A 17,619-nucleotide genomic window follows, 5' to 3' on the forward strand; every position below is an offset into this window, starting at 1 on the left:
CCTCACGGCATCGATAACGGAACTTTGAAATGCGTGATCTTTTCAGGCTGGCTGGCGGGCAGATCGCACGTCTAAGTCCTTCTTGCCGAACTCGCTTGGAAAGCCCCGGGTCGACGATAGGTGTGTATTTAACGGAATAGTTTTCTTCAATCACAATGGCTTGCGCTGGTGTGGCGCTCCTGTCGCTTATGGCCCGTGCAGGACCCTCAACAGCCGACGGAAGCGCCGTTACAAACGGCAAAACCGCAACGAGATCATGTCCGACAGACTCAAGAGTTGGAGACGCGTGGCGACGCGCTTTGACCGATGTCCAAAGGTCTTGCTCGCAGCCGGCGCTCGCGGAAACCGTCATCTATTAGTATGGTATCATGAAGCTAATAAGGCTTGGGTATCGACTGCTTATGTAGGGTTAATCTGTAAAAATTCGCGTAGAAGAAGACTTCGAAATTTGATGGGAATTCGAAGTACATCACACACCAAGACAGCTGCGCGTATCATAGAATTGAAGGAAAGTGATTGCGCCAGCCTGTTTCGAACGGATTGGGATTCTCCCCTTCGATTGGAATTCGCTTTCGACCGCTCATTTCAAGATCGGGGACAGTAACTGGTAGCATTTGTGTGGGGATACTTAGGCTTGGAAAACAAATCCTCGCCGCCGGAATTCTCGGCCAGCCTAAACCTACACATTCTAAGCGAATATCGGTTCCTCACAGTCGGCTAGACGCAGGCATCGCCGCTCCTGTGTCCTATGTGTCAGCGGTTTGGGATTCCTTGAAGGAGAACAAGAAAGCGCCACGGATGTTCAAACCCAACCGAAGCTTTCAGGAATGAAATTAAGCAACTGAGATAGAGTAATTTCACGCAACGGGTCGTGAGCCAAATGATCTGTGGAACGCCCCGTTTCAGACGAAACGGGGCGTTAAGATATCAATAGGTGCGCTTGATGTCGCTGTAGGCACCGCGCAGCTTCACGGTGATCGTGATGTCCTGCTTATCACGGTTGCGCCAGAACCAGCCGTGATTGCCGGTGAATGCGGCAACCAATGTTCCCTTTGCACCGGTTTTGCCACGGCCTTTCTCATAGCTGATGGAATCGTCAGCGTTGTCGCCATGGAGTTCAAAATTTGCCCGGCCGCCTTCGGCAACCCAATCAAATTCAGTCACAGCACCTTCATCCATGACCAGCTTCCACTCGATTCCTTCTCCAGGGGTCAGAGTGAACGAGAATTCATCCGCCCAGGGCTCGGCACTTTGCTGCGCATAGGCGGCGCCCACAAAGGCGCCAAAGATATCCTTAAACAAGCTGGATTGATCTTCTGGTGCCTGCTGCGCGTCCCGAGCGGCCTCTTCGGCCAGATCGGTCTTGATCTCTCCCATCTCGGTCAGACCAAGAACACTGCCGATCCGAGTGGGATCAATGCCATATTCTGCGGGCAGAACCACGGTCACCAGCAAAACCACAGCGGCCACGGCCGCAATGATAGTGGACTTGATCAACTGGGCCGAGCTAGGCAGTTCTTCGGGGCTTGGTTTTTCAGAATTGTACATGTGTATCTCCGTTTATTCAGGTTGAGACGAACAGGCCGGTCAGCTGATATCCCATCAGCACGAAACCAGCCGCCATCATCGCGACGTTGACGCCATAGGCGTGTTTCCAGAAGAATTTGGATTTGCGCCAAAACCCCATGAAGATCAGGATCAGGGCAAGGGCTATGAACTGGCCGATTTCGACGCCGACGTTGAAGGCCAGCAAGTTGGGCAACAGCCCGTCTTCGGGCATATCATAGTCCAAAATCTTGGCTGCGAGACCAAGGCCGTGGAAAAAGCCGAAGATCAGCGTGGCCCATTTGGTATTGGGCTGATGGCCGAACCAACGCTGATACGCTCCCAGATTGTCCAGCGCCTTGTAGACGACAGACAAACCGATGATGGCATCAATAATGTAAGCATTGACGTTCCAGCCGTAGTAGACGCCAAGCAGCATGGTCGTGGAATGGCCCACGGCAAAGATGCTGACATAGGTGGCGACATGTTTGGCCCGGTACAGGAAAAACACGACCCCGAACAGAAACAGGATATGGTCATATCCCGTCACCATGTGCTTGGCACCCAGATAGGCGAAGGGGATCAGTTTGACGCCCCAGATCTGTTGAATATAGCCGGCATCGCCAGCCGTGACGTTATGGGCTGCGGCATAAGACGCGCTGTAGGCGAGCGCCGCAAAGACAAGGGCTGCCAGCGTCAGGGATTGGCGCATAGCCTCCCCTAACCGGCCCCTTTGGACGGTTTGCATGAGATATTTCTCCGCTATGTTGTGTGATTGATCGTCAAACCCCGCAAAAGCGGGTTCGGTCACACGCGCGGAGGTCGGTCAAGCCTATATATGGGGTCAGGTTTGTCCAGAAACGGTTCCAGCGCATCAGGCAACCTAAATCTGACGACCGATTCCGCCTCGGCAACCAGGAACAGGATCGCCGAGCTGTGATCATGATCGACCGCATCGTGACTATGGCCATGCAGCGCCCAGTAATTGTCCAGTGCTTCGCCATGGGAATGGCCGTGATCACCCATTATCTGGCTGCGTTCTGACACGCTAAGCAAATAGTTGGCAGAGTGTGTGAAAGACGGGGCCACTGACCAGGCAAATACGCATAGAACCATCATCGCGATAAACGCGTGTCTGATCCAATCAGCCAGTTGTCTGCCCGACACAATCTGCATAACTGTTCCTGCCCGCGACGGTTTTACGTCCGTTTTTCTTCATGCGCTATCGTAATCACTTAGCGTCAATAATCGTTGTCTCGCAACCCTGGATATCATTGTCAGCGGGAAGTCTCCGATCTGCCGAAAAGGCCTAAAGATCTCCTTCTCGACAGATCAGGACTTCAATTTGCGTGTTCTCGCGGTGCAGCCGAACCAGGAAAATAGCACGCAACTGCGTGTTCATTGTGTTGACCTGTGAGAATTGGCCCTTTTTGCCGGCATATGTCTTGCGCCCGCTGACAGCGCGTCTGGAAACGGCATCCGGGTGGCGGGTCCATTGGGCTGGGCGGGTCACCGTGCAGTACGATGCGCTGCCTGGTTGCCTCAATACGCGGGTCGGGAGACGGGGCAGCAGACAAAAGCGCTTGGGTATAAGGATGTTGTGCATCGTTAAACAGGTTCTCGGTTGAACCTTTCTCCATCACGCGACCCAGATACATCACTGTCATGTCGCTACACATTTCCCGCACCACCGCCAAGTCGTGCGAGATCATCAGTACCGTCAGGCCGAGTTCCTGCTGCAGGGTTACGAACAGCTTCACGATCTGCGCCTGAGTCGAGACATCCAGCGCCGAAAGCGGTTCGTCACAGATCAGAATTTCGGGCTCTAGCATCAGGGCGCGAGCAATCGCGACACGCTGCCGTTGCCCGCCGGCCAGAGACCGTGGCAGACGCTCACCCGCCGTTTCAGGCAGCCCCACCAGATGCATCAGTCGGGCGATGCGCTGTTGACGATCCTTGCGACCGAACCTGTGGATCGAGAGGGGTTCCTCAAGCGACTGATAAACCGTCTGGCGGCGGCTGAGCGCACCCAGCGGGTTCTAGAACACGAACTGCATCTGTTTTGCCAGCGCCTTACGGTCGCGCATCCCGTCGGCCAGATCCTGCCCCAGAATGCGCACCGAACCCGATGTGGCCGGTTGCAGCCCGACCATGGCTCGCGCCAGTGCGGTCTTGCCGCAGCCGGATTCGCCAACGATGGCGTGAAAAGCGCGCGCGACGGTCAGATCTACGCCATCCACCGCACGCACCATCCGGTCGGGGCCGCTGCCGGGGAAATGAACCTTCAGGTCGTGAACCTCGATTGCGCTTTGCGTCTCCATCTCAGGCACTTTCCAGTTCCGCCTGCGCCGCGTGGCAGGCTGTGACATGAATCCCGTCCTCAGGCACCGGGATGAGCGCCGGGCGTTGGGTGGCGCAGACCGGGAGCATGCGCGAACAGCGCGTATCGAACGGGCAACCGGTGCGCAGCCGCGACTGATCAGGGGACGATCCAGGGATGCCCTTGGGTACTTCGTTGCTGTTGGCCCGCAGATCAGGGACCGAGGCCAGCAACCCCTGCGTATAAGGGTGCACCGGTGCGGTTAGCACCTGCGCAACCGTGCTGCTTTCCACCACCCGACCCGCATAGAGCACCGCCACGCGGTCGGCGACCGAAGCGACCACGCCGATATCATGGGTGATCAGCACCACCGCGATATCTTCCTGTTGCTGGATATCCTTGATCAGTTCCAGAATCTGCGCCTGCACGGTGGCGTCCAGTGCCGTTGTCGGCTCATCCGCGATCAGCACGCGCGGATTGCCCGCCAGCACCCGGTCGGAGCGGTTCAGCAGCGATTGCCCGCAGCACACAGCACTGCCGCGAATATCGACTGATACGCCTTCGGGCAGAAGGCCCAACGGGCCCAACGTCATCACCGTTTTGCCCGATCCGCTTTCGCCGACAATTGCCAGAATCTCACCCGGCATCACCGACAGCGAGGCGGTATCGACCGCCCGGACCGAGACTTGCTCAGTGTAAAGATCGATCACAAGATCCTCGATTTGAAAGACGGGTTGGGTCATGCTTTGACCTCCTTGGCCTGAATCTCGGCCTCGTCGCCGAGGCGTTCCCGTTTTAGCTTACGCAAACGGCGCGGGTTCAGCGCGCGCGGCACTTTTTACAACGCGAAATGTTCACCCAGCAGGTTGAAGCTGACCACCACCATGGTCAGGGCAAGACCGGGCGCGATAACGAGGCGGGGATATTCCTCAAGATAGCTCATGCCGTCGACCAACATCTGGCCCCATTCCGGTGTGGGTGGTTCGACCCCCAAACCCAGAAAGGACAGCGTGGCAATCGCCAGCACATGCGGCAGGATATGGCGCGAGAATATGCGTACATGGCCCGCACCCATGATCCGCGCGGCCTCGATATACGGCTGATGCAGTTCTGATGCGACGACCGAGCGGCTCATGCGGGTATAGTTGGCCCACCATGCCATGGTCAGCGCCGCGATCATCGACCAGTAGCCGGGGCCGAAGATGCCGATGAAAGCCAGCGCCACGATCAGGCTAGGCAGCGACAGTACGATGTCGATGGCGCTGATCAGCACAAGCTCGACCTTGCCGCCGACATAGCCTGCTAAAGACCCGATCACCACGCCAATCAACAACGCCGAGGCCAGCACCATCGAAATGGCAAACAGAGACACACGCGCGCCATTGATCAGACGGCTGAGCATATCGCGGCCCAGATAGTCGGCGCCAAGCCAATGGGCGGCACTAGGACCCTGCAGGATGGCGCCATAGTTCTGCGCAGTTGGATCATAAGGGCTGATCCACGGAGCGAGAATGGCGATCAAGGTGAACAGGGCCACAGGGGTGATCACCAGCCACGGCAATTTTTTCAGGATATGCATTCTTCTGCCTCCGGATGCGGGGGTCGATCAGCATGCACAGCAGGTCGACAAACAGGTTAACGAACACAAAGAACACGATGAAGGTCAGCAGGATCGCCTGCATCGAGACGAAATCGCGGAACCGGATCGCCTCAATGAAGAACGCGCCGACGCCTTTGAGGGCAAAGACCGTCTCGACCACAATCGACCCGATGATCATCAGCGTGAACTGCGCGCCGAATGTGGTCAGGTAAGGCACAGCTATATTGGGCAGCGCCTCGCGCAGCAGCACGCCTGACCGGCCATATCCCTTGGCAAAGCCAGTGGTGGCGAAAGGGCGAGCCATCACCTCTTGCAGGCCGACGCGCACCACACGGCTGAGCACCGCGCCGTGAAACAGCGCAATGGTCAGGCACGGCATGATCCTGCTGGCCACGCCTGCGCCGCCAAATGCGGGCAGCCAGCCCAGCGTGACGGAAAACAGAATCACCAGCAGGGCCGCGACAAAGAAATTGGGGGGCGAGGCCGCCACCAGCGAAAACGCCCGTAGCAGCCTGTCGATCCAGCCACCATTGCTGATTGCGCCCGCAAGGCCGACCAGCAGAGATAGGAACAAGGCGATCACACCACCCCAGATCAGAAGGGTGGCGTTTATGGGCAGGCGTTCGGCGAACTCCTGCCCGATGGGTTTGCCAGACCGCGGCGAGATGCCCAGATCACCGGTCATTGCATCGCCCAGCCACCGGACATAGCGGACGGGCAGAGGGTCGTTCAGGCCCAGCTCGTCCTCGATCTGTGCAACCAGTTCCGCCGAAGCCAAAGGGCCGACGACACGCTCGGCTATCAGCGCGGCGTGGCGGGTAAGAATTGGCATTTCGATTCTCCAAAACTGTTGGGTCAGAAAGTCCGACGTCGATACTCAGAGCTTCTGATGTGACTTTTGATTGCGCATTAGATTGCCTGGGTGGGCGGACACGTCGCTATCAGTCTGAAGAAGATTTCAGCCCGTGCGATACGTGAACTTCATGCGTGCGATCACCCAAGTCTTGGGGAATGGAAAATGTCTGTTGCCTGCGAATACCGTGACGACATAAGGCAGATCGATCGATAACCCCGCTCAGCCGCCGTCGCCATCTGAAATGCGACAAAAGGTACTTCATGTACATGCGTCGTGCTCTGGTTGGCAGTGAGTTTTACCGGAGCACTATCGTCGTCCGAGGATTTGTTACTTTGACTGTGCGACACATGTCGTGAAGCGAATTGAGCACCCAGCCCAGAAGCCACAGGAGCCGATTTGGCTGACGCTTCTGCCTGATGGGTGACTGCCCGATCTTTATGAACATGAGAACCAGCTACAAGTGAGGCTGTCAGACAATCAAGAAGCAGTCCAAAATACACTGTGCGGGCCCAGTATAGACAGCCCGTAAAGTGAAGCGGGGTGGTGCTTCTATACGTTTTACCTCTGCAACCAACTTCGCTCCCATCCATGGGTGGTTCAGACAAAAGGTGTTTACCATTGGCACTGAATGCCTAGTGAAGACGGATAAACACGTCCAATACCATCTTTTATAAACATGCAATATATCATTATGTCTACACATTTATTAAGGGCTTTTCGAATAGCAGCACCTCATAGGCGATCAGAGGCTCGCACCGAGCGCGTCAGCTGGCGATGCAAACTGTCGACGATGATCACATGTTTGTGCGGCCCCGCACCTTTCAGGTGAGGGTGGTCGGGCGGCAAATCAGGATGCTCATGCTTTACAGGTAGATCTGCGTCTATTGGCCAGATACGCCATGCCGTAATCAAGCCGAGGCACGCCAGAACCGCCAGCACGAGCATCGTAACCAGGGTTCCGAATTCAGTGATCAACCAGCCGGAAACCGGGTAAAAGACCAACCAGCAGGCGTGTGACAATGCAAACTGCGCTGCAAACACGGAAGGCCGATCTTCAGGATGGGCGGACCGCGTCAGAACACGCCCCCCAGGAGTGAGCATTGCTGAGTATCCCGCGCCGATCGCAAACCAGCCAACCATGATGGTCGACATTGATATAGGAATGGCTACGACGCTGAGGGCCAATAGCGCCAATGCAAGTATATTCAGTATTGCACCGGATAGCATGACCGCGCGCTCGCTGTGGTGATCCAGCAAGCTCGGGATAGTCATCGCCATCATCATTGACCCTGCCCCGAAAGCGGCAAGAACCAAAGCGACGGCACTTTCTGACAATCCCAAATCACTGCGGACAATGACAACTGTGTTGACAATGACCATGGCGCCCGTAGCAGAGATGACCCAATTTACCGCCAGCAATCCTCGCAATCGGGGCGACCTGAGATATAACCGCATTCCGCGTGTTGTCCGATCGTAGATACCTCTCGGTTTGGAAGGTTTCGGCGATGGCAGTAATACGGATGCAACCAGAACGGCTGATGCAAGGAAGCCCAAGACGGTGCCCCAGAACAGATTGTCATAGCTCATGACCGTTAGCAGTGCGGCGGCCAAAATCGGGCTCAACAAGCTCTCCATATCCACGGCCAATCGCGAAAGAGAAAGTGCTTTGGTGTATTCTTTCTCATCCTGCAAGACATTAGGAATGGTTGCCTGAAAGGTCGGTGTGAACCCGGCGGATGCCGATTGGAGGATGAAGATCAGCACATAAATCTGCCATACCTCGGTAACAAAGGGCAACGCCAAGCCGACTGCCGCTCTGACCAGATCTAACGCGACCAACATTACGCGCCGGTCCAGACGTTCCGAGAATGCGGCAGCTAAAGGCGCCACTGTGACATATGCGACCATCTTGATCGTGAGCGCTGTTCCCAGCACCAACGCAGCAGAATCTTCGGCAAGCTGAAAGGCGAGCAAACTGAGAGCCACTGTTGCCAAACCAGTGCCCGACAACGCTACGATTTGGGCGAAGAACAGATGGCGATATGTTCGATTTTTCAGAACTGAAAGCATCGGATCAAAGATATTTGCTAATACTCTTCAATTCTTCCGCGGCTTGCCTGGAATCATCCCTGCCCGTCAGACAGTGATCGATATGGTCGTGAATAAGCGCTCGTTTTGCGTTCGTAACTGCTTTTTCAACCGCGTGTAGTTGCTGCGCGACGTCTGCGCAGGGACTCTGCTGTTCTAACATTTTGATGACTTTCGCAAGATGACCTTCGGCCCGCTTAAGCCGCGCGATAATCGTTGGGTGTGAGGTGTGCTTGTGATTCATATCACAACCAGATATCCCTACCAGGGGGATAGGACAACAGGAAATCCTGCCGCGTCAATATGGGTTCGAAATTTAACCCGATTATATTTGAGATCTGATTCAAAGGCGCACTGGCATCAACGCTAGCTGACCAACCCAGTCGCGCTCACAATGAAATTCCGCGTGTATTAATGGCAACTGCTACTCAGCGGCGCTCTTGAGTGAAGCCATAAGGTTGCGAAACTTCTCACCTTGTACGGCGACATGGTCACGCAGCGCATTCGCTGTTTCTTCCGGTACGCCTTTTTTCAGGGCTCTGACAATTTCTTCGTGTTCGGCCATGGACTGGGCCATACGACCACGGAACCGAAGCTGCTGTCGACGGAATGGTTTGAGCCTTCTGTGCAGCTTGGAAGTTTCTTGCTCTAAGAATGCATTGCCGGACTGTTGATAGATGATTCGATGGAACCGCTCGTTTTCCAGGTAGTACGCATCGGGATTGCCCGCATCCACGGCCAGTTGGCATTTGCTGTTAGCTTCGGTCAGTTCAAGCAAAGCTTCATCGGAAATGCGCAACGCCGCAAGTCGACCGCAAACGGCTTCAAGCTCGGCCATGACCTCGAACATCTCCATCAGTTCCACCGGGCCGGGCTGTCGGACAAAAGCGCCCCGCCGCGCTATCAGATCGACCAACCCCGACAAGGCAAGTCTCTGGAATGCTTCCCTAAGTGGCGTTCGTGAGACCCCGAACTGCTCAGCCAGTTTGACCTCATCTAGACGGTCACCGTCCGAAAATGTCCCGTCAAAAATCAGCTCTTCCAAATCCTGAGCGATGGTATCTGCAAGTCGTTGGTCCATAGGTTTCTGTTTTACTTGTGATTAGGCGAGAACTCAAGAAATCATATCTTGTATACAAAAACCTTGACTAAAAAAACATTACTGCCCTATGCTTCTATTCATCCCCGGCTCATCCGGGACTGAAAACGGGAGGAAAAAATGAAATCAGTGTTCAAAACGGCCGTCGCTGCGTTGGCGCTTGCATCCGCAGGTACATTGGGGTCAGCGGAGGAACTGCGCCTGTCACATCAGTGGTCGAACAAGGACATTCGCCATCAAGTAGCACAGATTGTTGCAGACGAGGTTGCGGCGGCGGACGTTGATCTGGAAATCAAGATTTTCGGCTCGAAATCGCTGTTCAAGCCGCGCGAGCAGTACAAGCCGCTCAGCCGCGGTCAATTGGATATGACCATACTGCCGCTGTCCTACGCCGGCGGTCAGCAGCCTGCCTATAATCTGACGCTGATGCCGGGTTTGGTGAAAAACCACGATCACGCTGCCCGTCTGGCCGACTCGCCCTTCATGGAGGCGTTGGAAGAGAAAATGGCTCAGGACGACGTGATGGTGCTGGTGCATGGCTATCTGGCCGGTGGCTTCGCCGGTAAAGACAAGTGCATCACGAACCCTGAGGATGTCGCAGGCCTACAGACCCGCGCGGCAGGTAAATCTTTTGAGCAGATGCTGGCCGGCGCTGATGCCTCGATCGCATCAATGGCGTCGTCGGAAATCTATAACGCCATGCAAACCGGCGTTTTACAGGCGGCCAACACGTCGTCCTCGTCCTTTGTCAGCTACCGCATCTACGAGCAGGTTGCCTGCTATACTCCTGCGGGCGATGTGGCGCTGTGGTTCATGTATCAGCCGCTGCTGATGAACAAATCCACCTTCGACGGACTGAACGAAGATCAGCAAGCCGCATTGCTGGCTGCATCGGAAAAGGCACAGGCCTTCTATTTGGAAGAGGCCAAGAAACAGGACGCCAACTCGGCCAAAGTTTTTGCCGACGCCGGTGTTGAGATTGCGGAGATGAGCGCCGAAGACTTCGAAGCATGGCGTACGCTGGCAATGGAAACATCTTACAAGGCCTTCGTAGAAGAGGTTCCTGATGGGCAGGACCTGCTGGACAAGGCTCTGGCAGTCGAATGACCCCATCTTGCCGGGCGGCCTGCCGCCGCTCGGCATCCGATCTTGGTTCTGATCTTCTCTGATCTTCAGACTTAATTGCATCTCAATCACAGGAGGCGCAAATGGCCGGTCATAGCTCTGCCGTTGCTTCCCACACAGGGAACAATCCCTTCCTTCGCTTTGTCGCTGCACTTTCAACTCTGGCTGGATGGTGTTCCGCAGGCATGATCGTCGCTGCTGTCGCCATCACCTGCCAGATGATCATCGTGCGCTTCGTGCTGAATCAATCGACCATTTGGCAAACCGAAGCGGTCATTTATCTGGTCATCGCCGCAACCCTGGTCGGTCTGCCTTATGTGCAGCGCCTGCGCGGTCACGTGAATGTTGACCTGATCCCGATTTCGCTCGCACCTCGAGCCCGCTTTTACATGGCGATCCTGACTTCGGTTCTGTCCATCGCCATCGTCTCAGTCATGCTGTTCTACGGCTACGAATATTGGCACTTCGCATGGGAGCGCGGATGGAAATCCGACACCGTTTGGGGCGTTCGTCTGTGGATCCCCTACCTCGCCATCCCAGTTGGCTTTGGTCTGCTGTTGTTGCAACTGATCGCCGATCTCGTCGCCGTCCTGCTTGGCATCGATAAACCATTTGGTCTGGAGTAAAGCCGATGGATCCCCTTCTGCTCGGCGCAATAGTCGCCATCGCCACCATCCTTGTTCTTTTCTCGGGCGTGTCCGTGGCCATCGGCCTGCTGATCGTCTCGGCTGGGTTCCTGATCGTCTTCGACGGCCCGCGCTCGCTGGAACTGATGCCGGAAATCCTGTTCGGCAAACTCGATAACTTCGCCCTTCTATCTATACCGATGTTCATCATCATGGGGGCCTCAATCGCCTCTACCAGAGCCGGAGCAGATTTGTACGAAGCGCTGGAACGCTGGCTGACCCGTGTTCCCGGCGGTCTCGTCGTATCAAACCTCGGTGCCTGTGCCCTATTTGCGGCTATGTCCGGTTCGTCACCCGCGACCTGTGCCGCCATCGGCAAGATGGGCATCCCTGAGATGCGCAAACGTGGCTATCCTGACGGCGTCGCCGCCGGTTCGATCGCTGCAGGTGGTACTCTGGGAATCCTGATCCCGCCATCGGTCACCATGATCGTTTACGGTATTGCCACCGAAACCTCGATTGGCCGTCTGTTTCTGGCCGGTGTGATCCCGGGCCTTATGCTGGTGGGTCTGTTCATGGCCTGGTCGCTGTATTCGACCTGGAAATCCGGTGACGCGACCCGTCTGGGTTCGGGCAGCTACACCTGGGCCGAACGGTTCGAGATTCTGCCGCGCGTGCTGCCCTTCCTCGGCATCATTCTGGGTGTGCTTTACGCCATGTATGGCGGTATCGCCACCCCGTCGGAAACGGCTGCTGTCGGTGCCCTGCTCTGCCTGTTGATCGCGATGATCATCTACAAGCTGTGGAACCCCAAGGACATCTGGGTCGTGCTGCGCGACAGCACCAAGGAAAGCGTGATGATCCTGTTCATCATCGCCGCTGCCGGTGTGTTCTCGTACATGCTCAGCTCGCTGTTCATCACACAGGCGATTGCCGAATGGATCGGTACGCTGGACGTGAACCGCTGGGTTCTGATGGGTGCAGTCAACGTGTTCCTGCTGATCGCTGGGTTCTTCCTGCCGCCCGTCGCTGTGATCCTGATGGCGGCACCGATCCTGCTGCCGATCATCACCACCGCTGGCTTCGATCCGATCTGGTTTGCGGTTGTACTGACCATCAACATGGAGATTGGCTTGATCTCGCCCCCCGTCGGCCTGAACCTTTATGTGATCAACGGCATCGCACCGGATATCTCACTGAAGACCATCCTGACAGGCTCTCTCCCCTTCGTGGCCTGCATGGTGATCGCGATTGTCCTGCTGTGCCTGTTCCCCGGTCTGGCCACATGGCTGCCTGACCTGGTGATGGGAGCAGCGGTATGACCCTGCTGGCGGATCTTCTATCCACCGTGTTCGAGCGGCGTTACCGCCGCGACGGCGCGGTGGCTCCGGATGGCCGACCACTGACCGAACTGGCCGACGCGCTGGTTGGGTCAGCAGGGGAAACTTCGGGGCTGGCGCTGGCCGAGGAAATCCTGACCCGGTTCGATACGCTGAGTGATGACGACAAGCTGGAGTTCTTCCGCTATCTCGCCACCGCCATGAATATCGATCCCGAGGCGGTACGTTCGTCACTGGACGAATACGAGCGCAACCCTTCGAAAGCGACCTATCGCACCTTTGCGGCTGCGGTGGAACCGGCCCGGCAGGAAATGATCCGCCGGTTGAACCGCGTGCCCGGTGCCACCGGCGCACTGGTACAGATGCGCGCTGATCTGCTGCGGCTGGGCGGCAAGGAACCGGAACTGCAGGCGCTTGACCTGGACTTCCGGCACCTGTTTGCCAGCTGGTTCAACCGTGGCTTTCTGGTGCTGCGCCCGATCAACTGGGAAAGCCCGGCGCATATTCTGGAAAAGATCATTGCGTATGAGGCGGTCCATGCCATCGACAGCTGGGACGACCTGCGCCGCAGGCTGGAACCCACTGACCGGCGCTGCTTTGCCTTTTTTCATCCCTCGATGCCTGATGAGCCGCTGATCTTTGTCGAAGTGGCGCTGAACAGCGGTATTCCGGGTTCCGTACAGGCCTTGCTCGCCGAAGACCGCGATCCGTTGCCTGAAGATCAGGCCGATACGGCTGTGTTCTACTCGATCTCCAACTGTCAGGCCGGGTTGGCCAGCATCTCTTTCGGCAATTCGCTGATCAAACAGGTGGCCTCGGACCTGTCGGCTGAGTTGGCGGGGCTGAAGACCTTCGTCACGCTCTCGCCGATTCCGGGGCTGACCAAATGGTTGTCGCAGGAAGGCATCGATTGGAACATCGAAGAGCCCGATCAGATGAAAGCACTGGCCGCACATTACCTGTTGAACGCCAAAGGTCGGGGCGATCTGCCGTTCGATCCGGTGGCACGGTTCCATCTTGGCAACGGTGCACTGGTCCATGCGGTTCATGCCGACGCGGATGTTTCGGACAAGGGCCGGGCACAGTCCGGTGGCACCATGGTCAACTATCTTTATGACCTTGGCCGCGTAGCGCAGAACCACGAACAGTTCGCCAACACCCGCGAGGTAATCGCCTCGTCCGAGGCCAAATCGCTTGCCGCGTCAGCCTCTCTCACCACGACACAGGAAAGGTAACCCTTATGGCCAATCCTCTCTATGACGGTTTGTTCGGCGCACATGCCGGTAAAGACACAGCCTTCTTGCAGTTGCTCAACGGAACGACCATCACCCATCAGGACTTCCTGAGCACCGCGGCACAAATCGCCCATGTGGCGACGCAGCTGGGCCTGAAACCCGGCGACCGGGTTGCGGCACAGATCGAGAAATCGCCCGAAGCGCTGGCGCTATATGCTGCCTGTGCGCAGGCAGGTCTTGTATTCCTGCCGCTCAATACCGCTTACACTGTGGATGAATTGACCTATTTCATCGAAAACAGTGGCGCCTCGCTGATCGTTTGTGACAGCCGCAGCGAAGAGAAACTCGCCCCGGTTGGTGCGCAGCTAGGCGCGAAGGTGGAAACCCTGAACGCCGATGGCAGCGGCAGCCTGATGGAGCAGGCTGCAGCAATGCCTGCCAGCTTTGAGACCGTTGACCGTGATGGCGACGATCTGGCCGCATTCCTCTATACATCGGGGACTACAGGCCGATCGAAGGGTGCGATGCTGACCCAGAACAACCTGTTGTCGAATGCACAGACGCTGGTCAAAGAATGGCGCTTCACATCCGACGACGTGCTGCTGCATGCGCTGCCGATCTTTCACACTCACGGACTATTCGTGGCCACCAATGTCACGCTGGCTGCAGGCAGTAGCATCGTTTTTATGCCCAAGTTCGATCTGGATGAGATCATCGGGCGGATGCCCAATGCCACGACCATGATGGGCGTGCCAACCTTCTACACCCGCCTTCTGGACGATGACCGCTTCACCAAGAATCTGGCCGCACATATGCGCCTGTTTGTTTCAGGCTCGGCACCCTTGCTGGCCGAAACCCATGTACAGTTCGAAGAACGCACCGGCCATCGCATCCTTGAACGCTATGGCATGACCGAAACTAACATGAACACCTCGAACCCCTATGACGGTGACCGCCGCGCAGGCACGGTGGGCTTTCCATTGCCTGGGGTCGAGCTGCAGATCTGTGATTCAGACGGCAATGCGCTGGCTCAGGGCGAGATCGGCGAGATCGAGGTGCGCGGGCCCAACGTGTTCAAAGGTTACTGGCAGATGCCGGAGAAGACTGCCGCCGAACTGCGCGAGAACGGGTTTTTCATCACTGGCGATTTGGGTCGGATCGACGAAGACGGCTATGTTCATATTGTTGGCCGCAACAAAGACCTTATTATTTCAGGCGGTTACAACATCTATCCCAAAGAAATCGAGCTGATTCTGGATGACCAGTCCGGCGTGCTGGAAAGCGCCGTTGTGGGCGTTCCACATCCCGATTTCGGCGAAACTGTTCTGGGCGTGATCGTTGCAGAGCGGGGCCAAACCCCCGATCTGGACGCAATGATGGAGGCCGTGCGCGGTAGCTTGGCGCGGTTCAAGCATCCACGCAAACTGATCCTGCTGGACGAACTGCCCCGCAACACCATGGGCAAAGTTCAAAAGAACATCCTGCGCGACCGATACAAAGACATGTTCGTGGCAGCGTAAGATGACCCTCCCCGGCCCAGTAGCCCCTCTTCTCGATAATGCTACGGGCCTAACTTCAACAACCAGGGCAGGCGGACCTGTTCCCTTCTCTGGTTGTTGAATTTTTCTACCTGCTGGAGAACCAGAAATGTATGGAAATATTCTAGTCCCTGTTTCCTTTGATACCGACCGCGACGCGCAAAGAGCGCTGGATGTCGCACAAACTCTCCGCTCGGATGGTGGTCATATTACTCTATTGCATGTCATTGAGCACCTTCCGCAATACACAAGCGACCTGCTTCCTGAAAACCATCTGGATATCGCAAAGACCAGCGTTACTGACAAACTGGGCCCACTAGTCGACGGGGTTGCGGACTCCAAAATTGAAATTGTCGAAGGACAGTCGGGCCGTGGAATTCTCGATTATGCAACGAATAACAATGCAGACTGCATCGTTATCGCAAGCCACCAGCCTGGATTGCAGGATTATCTTCTGGGGTCCACAGCGGCACGCGTAGTCAGGCATGCAAATTGTTCCGTACACGTGGTGAGATAGTCTGGTCTAGGGATCAGAAGCAACGCCCACACACGACCGTCATACACCGCTAATACATCTGAAATGGCACTGAGCGGTCTATTCCAAGTCGTGTTTACGATATTCTCTAAGAGGAAAAAGAGTGACCAGCCCGAATACGTCTAAAGTGTTAATCCTTCTCGGCCCTCCTGGTGCCGGTAAGGGAACGCAATCCCGACTGCTTGAGCAAAAATTTGACTTGGTTCAGTTGTCGACAGGCGATTTGCTCCGCAGATCGATTGAAAGCGGCAGCGAAACAGGCAAGGCGGTGGAATCCATCATGGCTGAAGGCAGGCTCGTCGGAGATGACATCGTCATTTCGATCTTGCGTGACCGTATGAGGGATTCGGACTGTGCCGGAGGGGTGATATTAGACGGATTTCCACGCACGCTTAGTCAGGCGCGCGCATTGGATCAACTATTGGCGGAAACGGGGCAGCAGATCAGTGCTGTCGTCAGTCTTGCGGTGGATGACAAGAAGATGGTCGACCGCATTTCCGGTCGCTTTACTTGTGCAGGATGTGGCGAAGGTTACCATGATACATTCAAACCGCTTGAGGCAGCGGAACGCTGCGACAATTGCGGAGGCTCTGAGTTCAAGCGCCGCGCTGACGACAGGGCCGAAACAGTCGCCGCACGACTGACTGAATATCATAAACAGACTTCACCCTTGATCGACTACTATAGCCATATGGGCGTTTTGGCGAATGTTGACGCAATGGGACCGATCGAGGCAATCAATCGAAGCATCGAGGCCGCCATATCGTCAAGGTCGTGATGACAAAAGAAAGCAGAGGAATAAGACCTTTGCAATTACGCTTAGCCAAAGCAAAAACAGACCCAAGAAAGGCTGTTCAGACGTCATTTTCTTAAATGCGAAGCGTCTTTAAGAAAAGAAAAGCGCTTGCGGTAATCTCCTGGCGAGAGGTCGACTATTTCGTGAAACATACGGCGGAATGCTGAAACATCCATATACCTCATATCCCGGGCGATGGTTTCGATACTGGACTGCGATAGTTCCAGCCTCTGACAGGCATTGGTGATGCGACGCTGTTGCAGGTATTCCGATGGCGTGAAACCCGTGGCCGTCAGGAATCGGAATCCAAAAGTGCGCAGCTCAAGTCGAGCGGTGCGGGCCAATTCGGAAACCGGGATCGGGCCCGCATAACGCATTTGCACTCAATGCTGCGTTCGAAGGATTGCGTTGCCCCCATGAGTCAGGTTGGGCGAAAAAGAGATGTAAAAGCTCTGCGCCCGCTCGCCAGGGTCGATCAGAAAAAAACCGGGCGACCTGCATCAGTGGTCGCGGTGCGAGCAGCTTGGTAGGCAAAGTGCTACTGCCACCTCCAACGAACAAGACAGGGGATGCCAGATTGAGATCGACGTTCACTCGGTCCCAGATCTATTGTTCATGAGGCATCACCAAATTGGACTATGTCGTTCTAGGAAGTTTAGTCGGTAAGATCTTTTTGCGACGCATGTAAGGTGCGCTCTGCAGCATTCCAGCCACTACTCGAGCACCCATTGCAGAGAGCAGTCCCATGACCGTCGGAGATGATGCCATTGGGACAGTCATCACGACAAGCGCCGCTCGCACATTATTGATCGCAGCCTTGCACTCGTATTTTGCGACAAGGCTTCGCGCGCGCTGACTGAGGAAACCCGGCGAGGAAGGTTGCGATGACTGCAACCCATGTCACCAATGGGGTGTC

18 protein-coding genes and 2 pseudogenes are annotated in these 17,619 nt (G+C 56.0%); 8 read left to right on the forward strand and 12 right to left on the reverse strand.

Translation table 11 applies throughout. The annotated features are described in order from the left end of the window. Nucleotides 1-220 precede the first annotated feature (220 nt). Nucleotides 221-359, forward strand: a pseudogene (locus tag ACR0NE_RS02175) (IS5/IS1182 family transposase); the annotation flags it as partial. Between the two features lie 568 nt (nucleotides 360-927). On the opposite strand, the gene ACR0NE_RS02180 reads toward ACR0NE_RS02175, so the two are convergent. The 11 genes and pseudogenes from ACR0NE_RS02180 to ACR0NE_RS02230 form a co-directional block, all read right to left on the reverse strand. Then, on the reverse strand, nucleotides 928-1,548 hold the full coding sequence (locus ACR0NE_RS02180; protein WP_170596413.1) for a transmembrane anchor protein: 621 nt from the start codon (nucleotides 1,546-1,548) through the stop codon (nucleotides 928-930). Between the two features lie 16 nt (nucleotides 1,549-1,564). Beyond that, nucleotides 1,565-2,293 carry a HupE/UreJ family protein gene (locus tag ACR0NE_RS02185; protein WP_170596411.1) on the reverse strand — a complete coding sequence of 243 codons (729 nt, stop codon included), beginning with the start codon at nucleotides 2,291-2,293 and terminating at the stop codon, nucleotides 1,565-1,567. 59 nt (nucleotides 2,294-2,352) lie between these two features. Beyond that, nucleotides 2,353-2,721 carry a hypothetical protein gene (locus ACR0NE_RS02190; protein WP_170596410.1) on the reverse strand — a complete coding sequence of 123 codons (369 nt, stop codon included), beginning with the start codon at nucleotides 2,719-2,721 and terminating at the stop codon, nucleotides 2,353-2,355. A 164-nt stretch (nucleotides 2,722-2,885) separates the two neighbouring features. After that, on the reverse strand, nucleotides 2,886-3,377 hold the full coding sequence (locus ACR0NE_RS02195) for an oligopeptide/dipeptide ABC transporter ATP-binding protein (RefSeq protein ID WP_480459560.1): 492 nt from the start codon (nucleotides 3,375-3,377) through the stop codon (nucleotides 2,886-2,888). Next, nucleotides 3,351-3,914: pseudogene (locus ACR0NE_RS02200) on the reverse strand (ATP-binding cassette domain-containing protein); the annotation flags it as partial. The pseudogene ACR0NE_RS02200 and the gene ACR0NE_RS02195, both read right to left, overlap by 27 nt. Then, nucleotides 3,868-4,608, reverse strand: a complete 741-nt coding sequence (locus ACR0NE_RS02205; protein WP_170596408.1) for an ABC transporter ATP-binding protein — start codon at nucleotides 4,606-4,608, stop codon at nucleotides 3,868-3,870. The pseudogene ACR0NE_RS02200 and the gene ACR0NE_RS02205, both read right to left, overlap by 47 nt. 95 nt (nucleotides 4,609-4,703) lie before the next feature. Beyond that, entirely contained in the window at nucleotides 4,704-5,444 is a 741-nt protein-coding gene (locus ACR0NE_RS02210; protein ID WP_170596406.1) for an ABC transporter permease subunit, read from the reverse strand. Beyond that, the gene (locus ACR0NE_RS02215; RefSeq protein WP_170596404.1) at nucleotides 5,350-6,297 is read right to left on the reverse strand and encodes an ABC transporter permease; all 948 of its coding nucleotides are present in this window, start codon (nucleotides 6,295-6,297) and stop codon (nucleotides 5,350-5,352) included. Before ACR0NE_RS02215 ends, ACR0NE_RS02210 begins: the two co-directional genes overlap by 95 nt. A 756-nt stretch (nucleotides 6,298-7,053) precedes the next feature. Beyond that, nucleotides 7,054-8,391 carry an MFS transporter gene (locus ACR0NE_RS02220; RefSeq protein WP_170596402.1) on the reverse strand — a complete coding sequence of 446 codons (1,338 nt, stop codon included), beginning with the start codon at nucleotides 8,389-8,391 and terminating at the stop codon, nucleotides 7,054-7,056. Nucleotides 8,392-8,395: 4 nt separating this feature from the next. After that, the gene (locus ACR0NE_RS02225) at nucleotides 8,396-8,653 is read right to left on the reverse strand and encodes a metal-sensing transcriptional repressor (RefSeq protein WP_170465639.1); all 258 of its coding nucleotides are present in this window, start codon (nucleotides 8,651-8,653) and stop codon (nucleotides 8,396-8,398) included. A 180-nt stretch (nucleotides 8,654-8,833) separates the two neighbouring features. Then, entirely contained in the window at nucleotides 8,834-9,490 is a 657-nt protein-coding gene (locus tag ACR0NE_RS02230) for a GntR family transcriptional regulator (protein ID WP_170423179.1), read from the reverse strand. A 138-nt stretch (nucleotides 9,491-9,628) separates the two neighbouring features. Here ACR0NE_RS02230 and dctP point away from each other — a divergent pair, with 138 nt between their 5' ends. The 7 genes from dctP (at nucleotide 9,629) to ACR0NE_RS02265 (ending at nucleotide 16,685) form a co-directional block, all read left to right on the forward strand. Further along, nucleotides 9,629-10,615 carry a TRAP transporter substrate-binding protein DctP gene (gene dctP / locus ACR0NE_RS02235; RefSeq protein WP_170596400.1) on the forward strand — a complete coding sequence of 329 codons (987 nt, stop codon included), beginning with the start codon at nucleotides 9,629-9,631 and terminating at the stop codon, nucleotides 10,613-10,615. Between the two features lie 101 nt (nucleotides 10,616-10,716). Further along, nucleotides 10,717-11,259, forward strand: a complete 543-nt coding sequence (locus ACR0NE_RS02240) for a TRAP transporter small permease (protein WP_170423175.1) — start codon at nucleotides 10,717-10,719, stop codon at nucleotides 11,257-11,259. A gap of 5 nt (nucleotides 11,260-11,264) precedes the next feature. Continuing rightward, entirely contained in the window at nucleotides 11,265-12,581 is a 1,317-nt protein-coding gene (locus ACR0NE_RS02245; RefSeq protein ID WP_170423173.1) for a TRAP transporter large permease, read from the forward strand. Next, on the forward strand, nucleotides 12,578-13,834 hold the full coding sequence (locus tag ACR0NE_RS02250) for a malonyl-CoA decarboxylase (RefSeq protein ID WP_170423171.1): 1,257 nt from the start codon (nucleotides 12,578-12,580) through the stop codon (nucleotides 13,832-13,834). Before ACR0NE_RS02245 ends, ACR0NE_RS02250 begins: the two co-directional genes overlap by 4 nt. Nucleotides 13,835-13,839: 5 nt before the next feature. Then, nucleotides 13,840-15,354, forward strand: a complete 1,515-nt coding sequence (locus tag ACR0NE_RS02255) for a malonate--CoA ligase (protein WP_170596397.1) — start codon at nucleotides 13,840-13,842, stop codon at nucleotides 15,352-15,354. Between the two features lie 127 nt (nucleotides 15,355-15,481). After that, nucleotides 15,482-15,889, forward strand: coding sequence for a universal stress protein (locus ACR0NE_RS02260; protein ID WP_170423167.1), 408 nt, complete (start codon nucleotides 15,482-15,484; stop codon nucleotides 15,887-15,889). A 121-nt stretch (nucleotides 15,890-16,010) separates the two neighbouring features. Continuing rightward, complete coding sequence (locus ACR0NE_RS02265) at nucleotides 16,011-16,685, forward strand: adenylate kinase (protein ID WP_170596395.1); 675 nt, start codon at nucleotides 16,011-16,013, stop codon at nucleotides 16,683-16,685. An 83-nt stretch (nucleotides 16,686-16,768) separates the two neighbouring features. On the opposite strand, the gene ACR0NE_RS02270 is transcribed toward ACR0NE_RS02265, so the two are convergent. Continuing rightward, nucleotides 16,769-17,080 (reverse strand): helix-turn-helix domain-containing protein, encoded by a 312-nt coding sequence (locus tag ACR0NE_RS02270; RefSeq protein ID WP_170611906.1) that lies wholly within the window; start codon nucleotides 17,078-17,080, stop codon nucleotides 16,769-16,771. Between the last annotated feature and the right edge of the window lie 539 nt (nucleotides 17,081-17,619).

Source organism: Ruegeria sp. C9, from assembly GCF_056537585.1.

Coding starts and splice junctions, on each gene's coding strand:
- ACR0NE_RS02250 (WP_170423171.1), top strand. CDS start 12,578: ATGACCCTGCTGGCGGATCTTCTATCCACCGTGTTCGAGCGGCGTTAC.
- ACR0NE_RS02180 (WP_170596413.1), bottom strand. CDS start 1,548: ATGTACAATTCTGAAAAACCAAGCCCCGAAGAACTGCCTAGCTCGGCC.
- ACR0NE_RS02260 (WP_170423167.1), top strand. CDS start 15,482: ATGTATGGAAATATTCTAGTCCCTGTTTCCTTTGATACCGACCGCGAC.
- ACR0NE_RS02185 (WP_170596411.1), bottom strand. CDS start 2,293: ATGCAAACCGTCCAAAGGGGCCGGTTAGGGGAGGCTATGCGCCAATCC.
- ACR0NE_RS02210 (WP_170596406.1), bottom strand. CDS start 5,444: ATGCATATCCTGAAAAAATTGCCGTGGCTGGTGATCACCCCTGTGGCC.
- ACR0NE_RS02190 (WP_170596410.1), bottom strand. CDS start 2,721: ATGCAGATTGTGTCGGGCAGACAACTGGCTGATTGGATCAGACACGCG.
- ACR0NE_RS02205 (WP_170596408.1), bottom strand. CDS start 4,608: ATGACCCAACCCGTCTTTCAAATCGAGGATCTTGTGATCGATCTTTAC.
- ACR0NE_RS02195 (WP_480459560.1), bottom strand. CDS start 3,377: ATGCTAGAGCCCGAAATTCTGATCTGTGACGAACCGCTTTCGGCGCTG.
- ACR0NE_RS02255 (WP_170596397.1), top strand. CDS start 13,840: ATGGCCAATCCTCTCTATGACGGTTTGTTCGGCGCACATGCCGGTAAA.
- ACR0NE_RS02270 (WP_170611906.1), bottom strand. CDS start 17,080: ATGCGTTATGCGGGCCCGATCCCGGTTTCCGAATTGGCCCGCACCGCT.
- ACR0NE_RS02215 (WP_170596404.1), bottom strand. CDS start 6,297: ATGCCAATTCTTACCCGCCACGCCGCGCTGATAGCCGAGCGTGTCGTC.
- ACR0NE_RS02230 (WP_170423179.1), bottom strand. CDS start 9,490: ATGGACCAACGACTTGCAGATACCATCGCTCAGGATTTGGAAGAGCTG.
- ACR0NE_RS02240 (WP_170423175.1), top strand. CDS start 10,717: ATGGCCGGTCATAGCTCTGCCGTTGCTTCCCACACAGGGAACAATCCC.
- ACR0NE_RS02225 (WP_170465639.1), bottom strand. CDS start 8,653: ATGAATCACAAGCACACCTCACACCCAACGATTATCGCGCGGCTTAAG.
- dctP (WP_170596400.1), top strand. CDS start 9,629: ATGAAATCAGTGTTCAAAACGGCCGTCGCTGCGTTGGCGCTTGCATCC.
- ACR0NE_RS02245 (WP_170423173.1), top strand. CDS start 11,265: ATGGATCCCCTTCTGCTCGGCGCAATAGTCGCCATCGCCACCATCCTT.
- ACR0NE_RS02220 (WP_170596402.1), bottom strand. CDS start 8,391: ATGCTTTCAGTTCTGAAAAATCGAACATATCGCCATCTGTTCTTCGCC.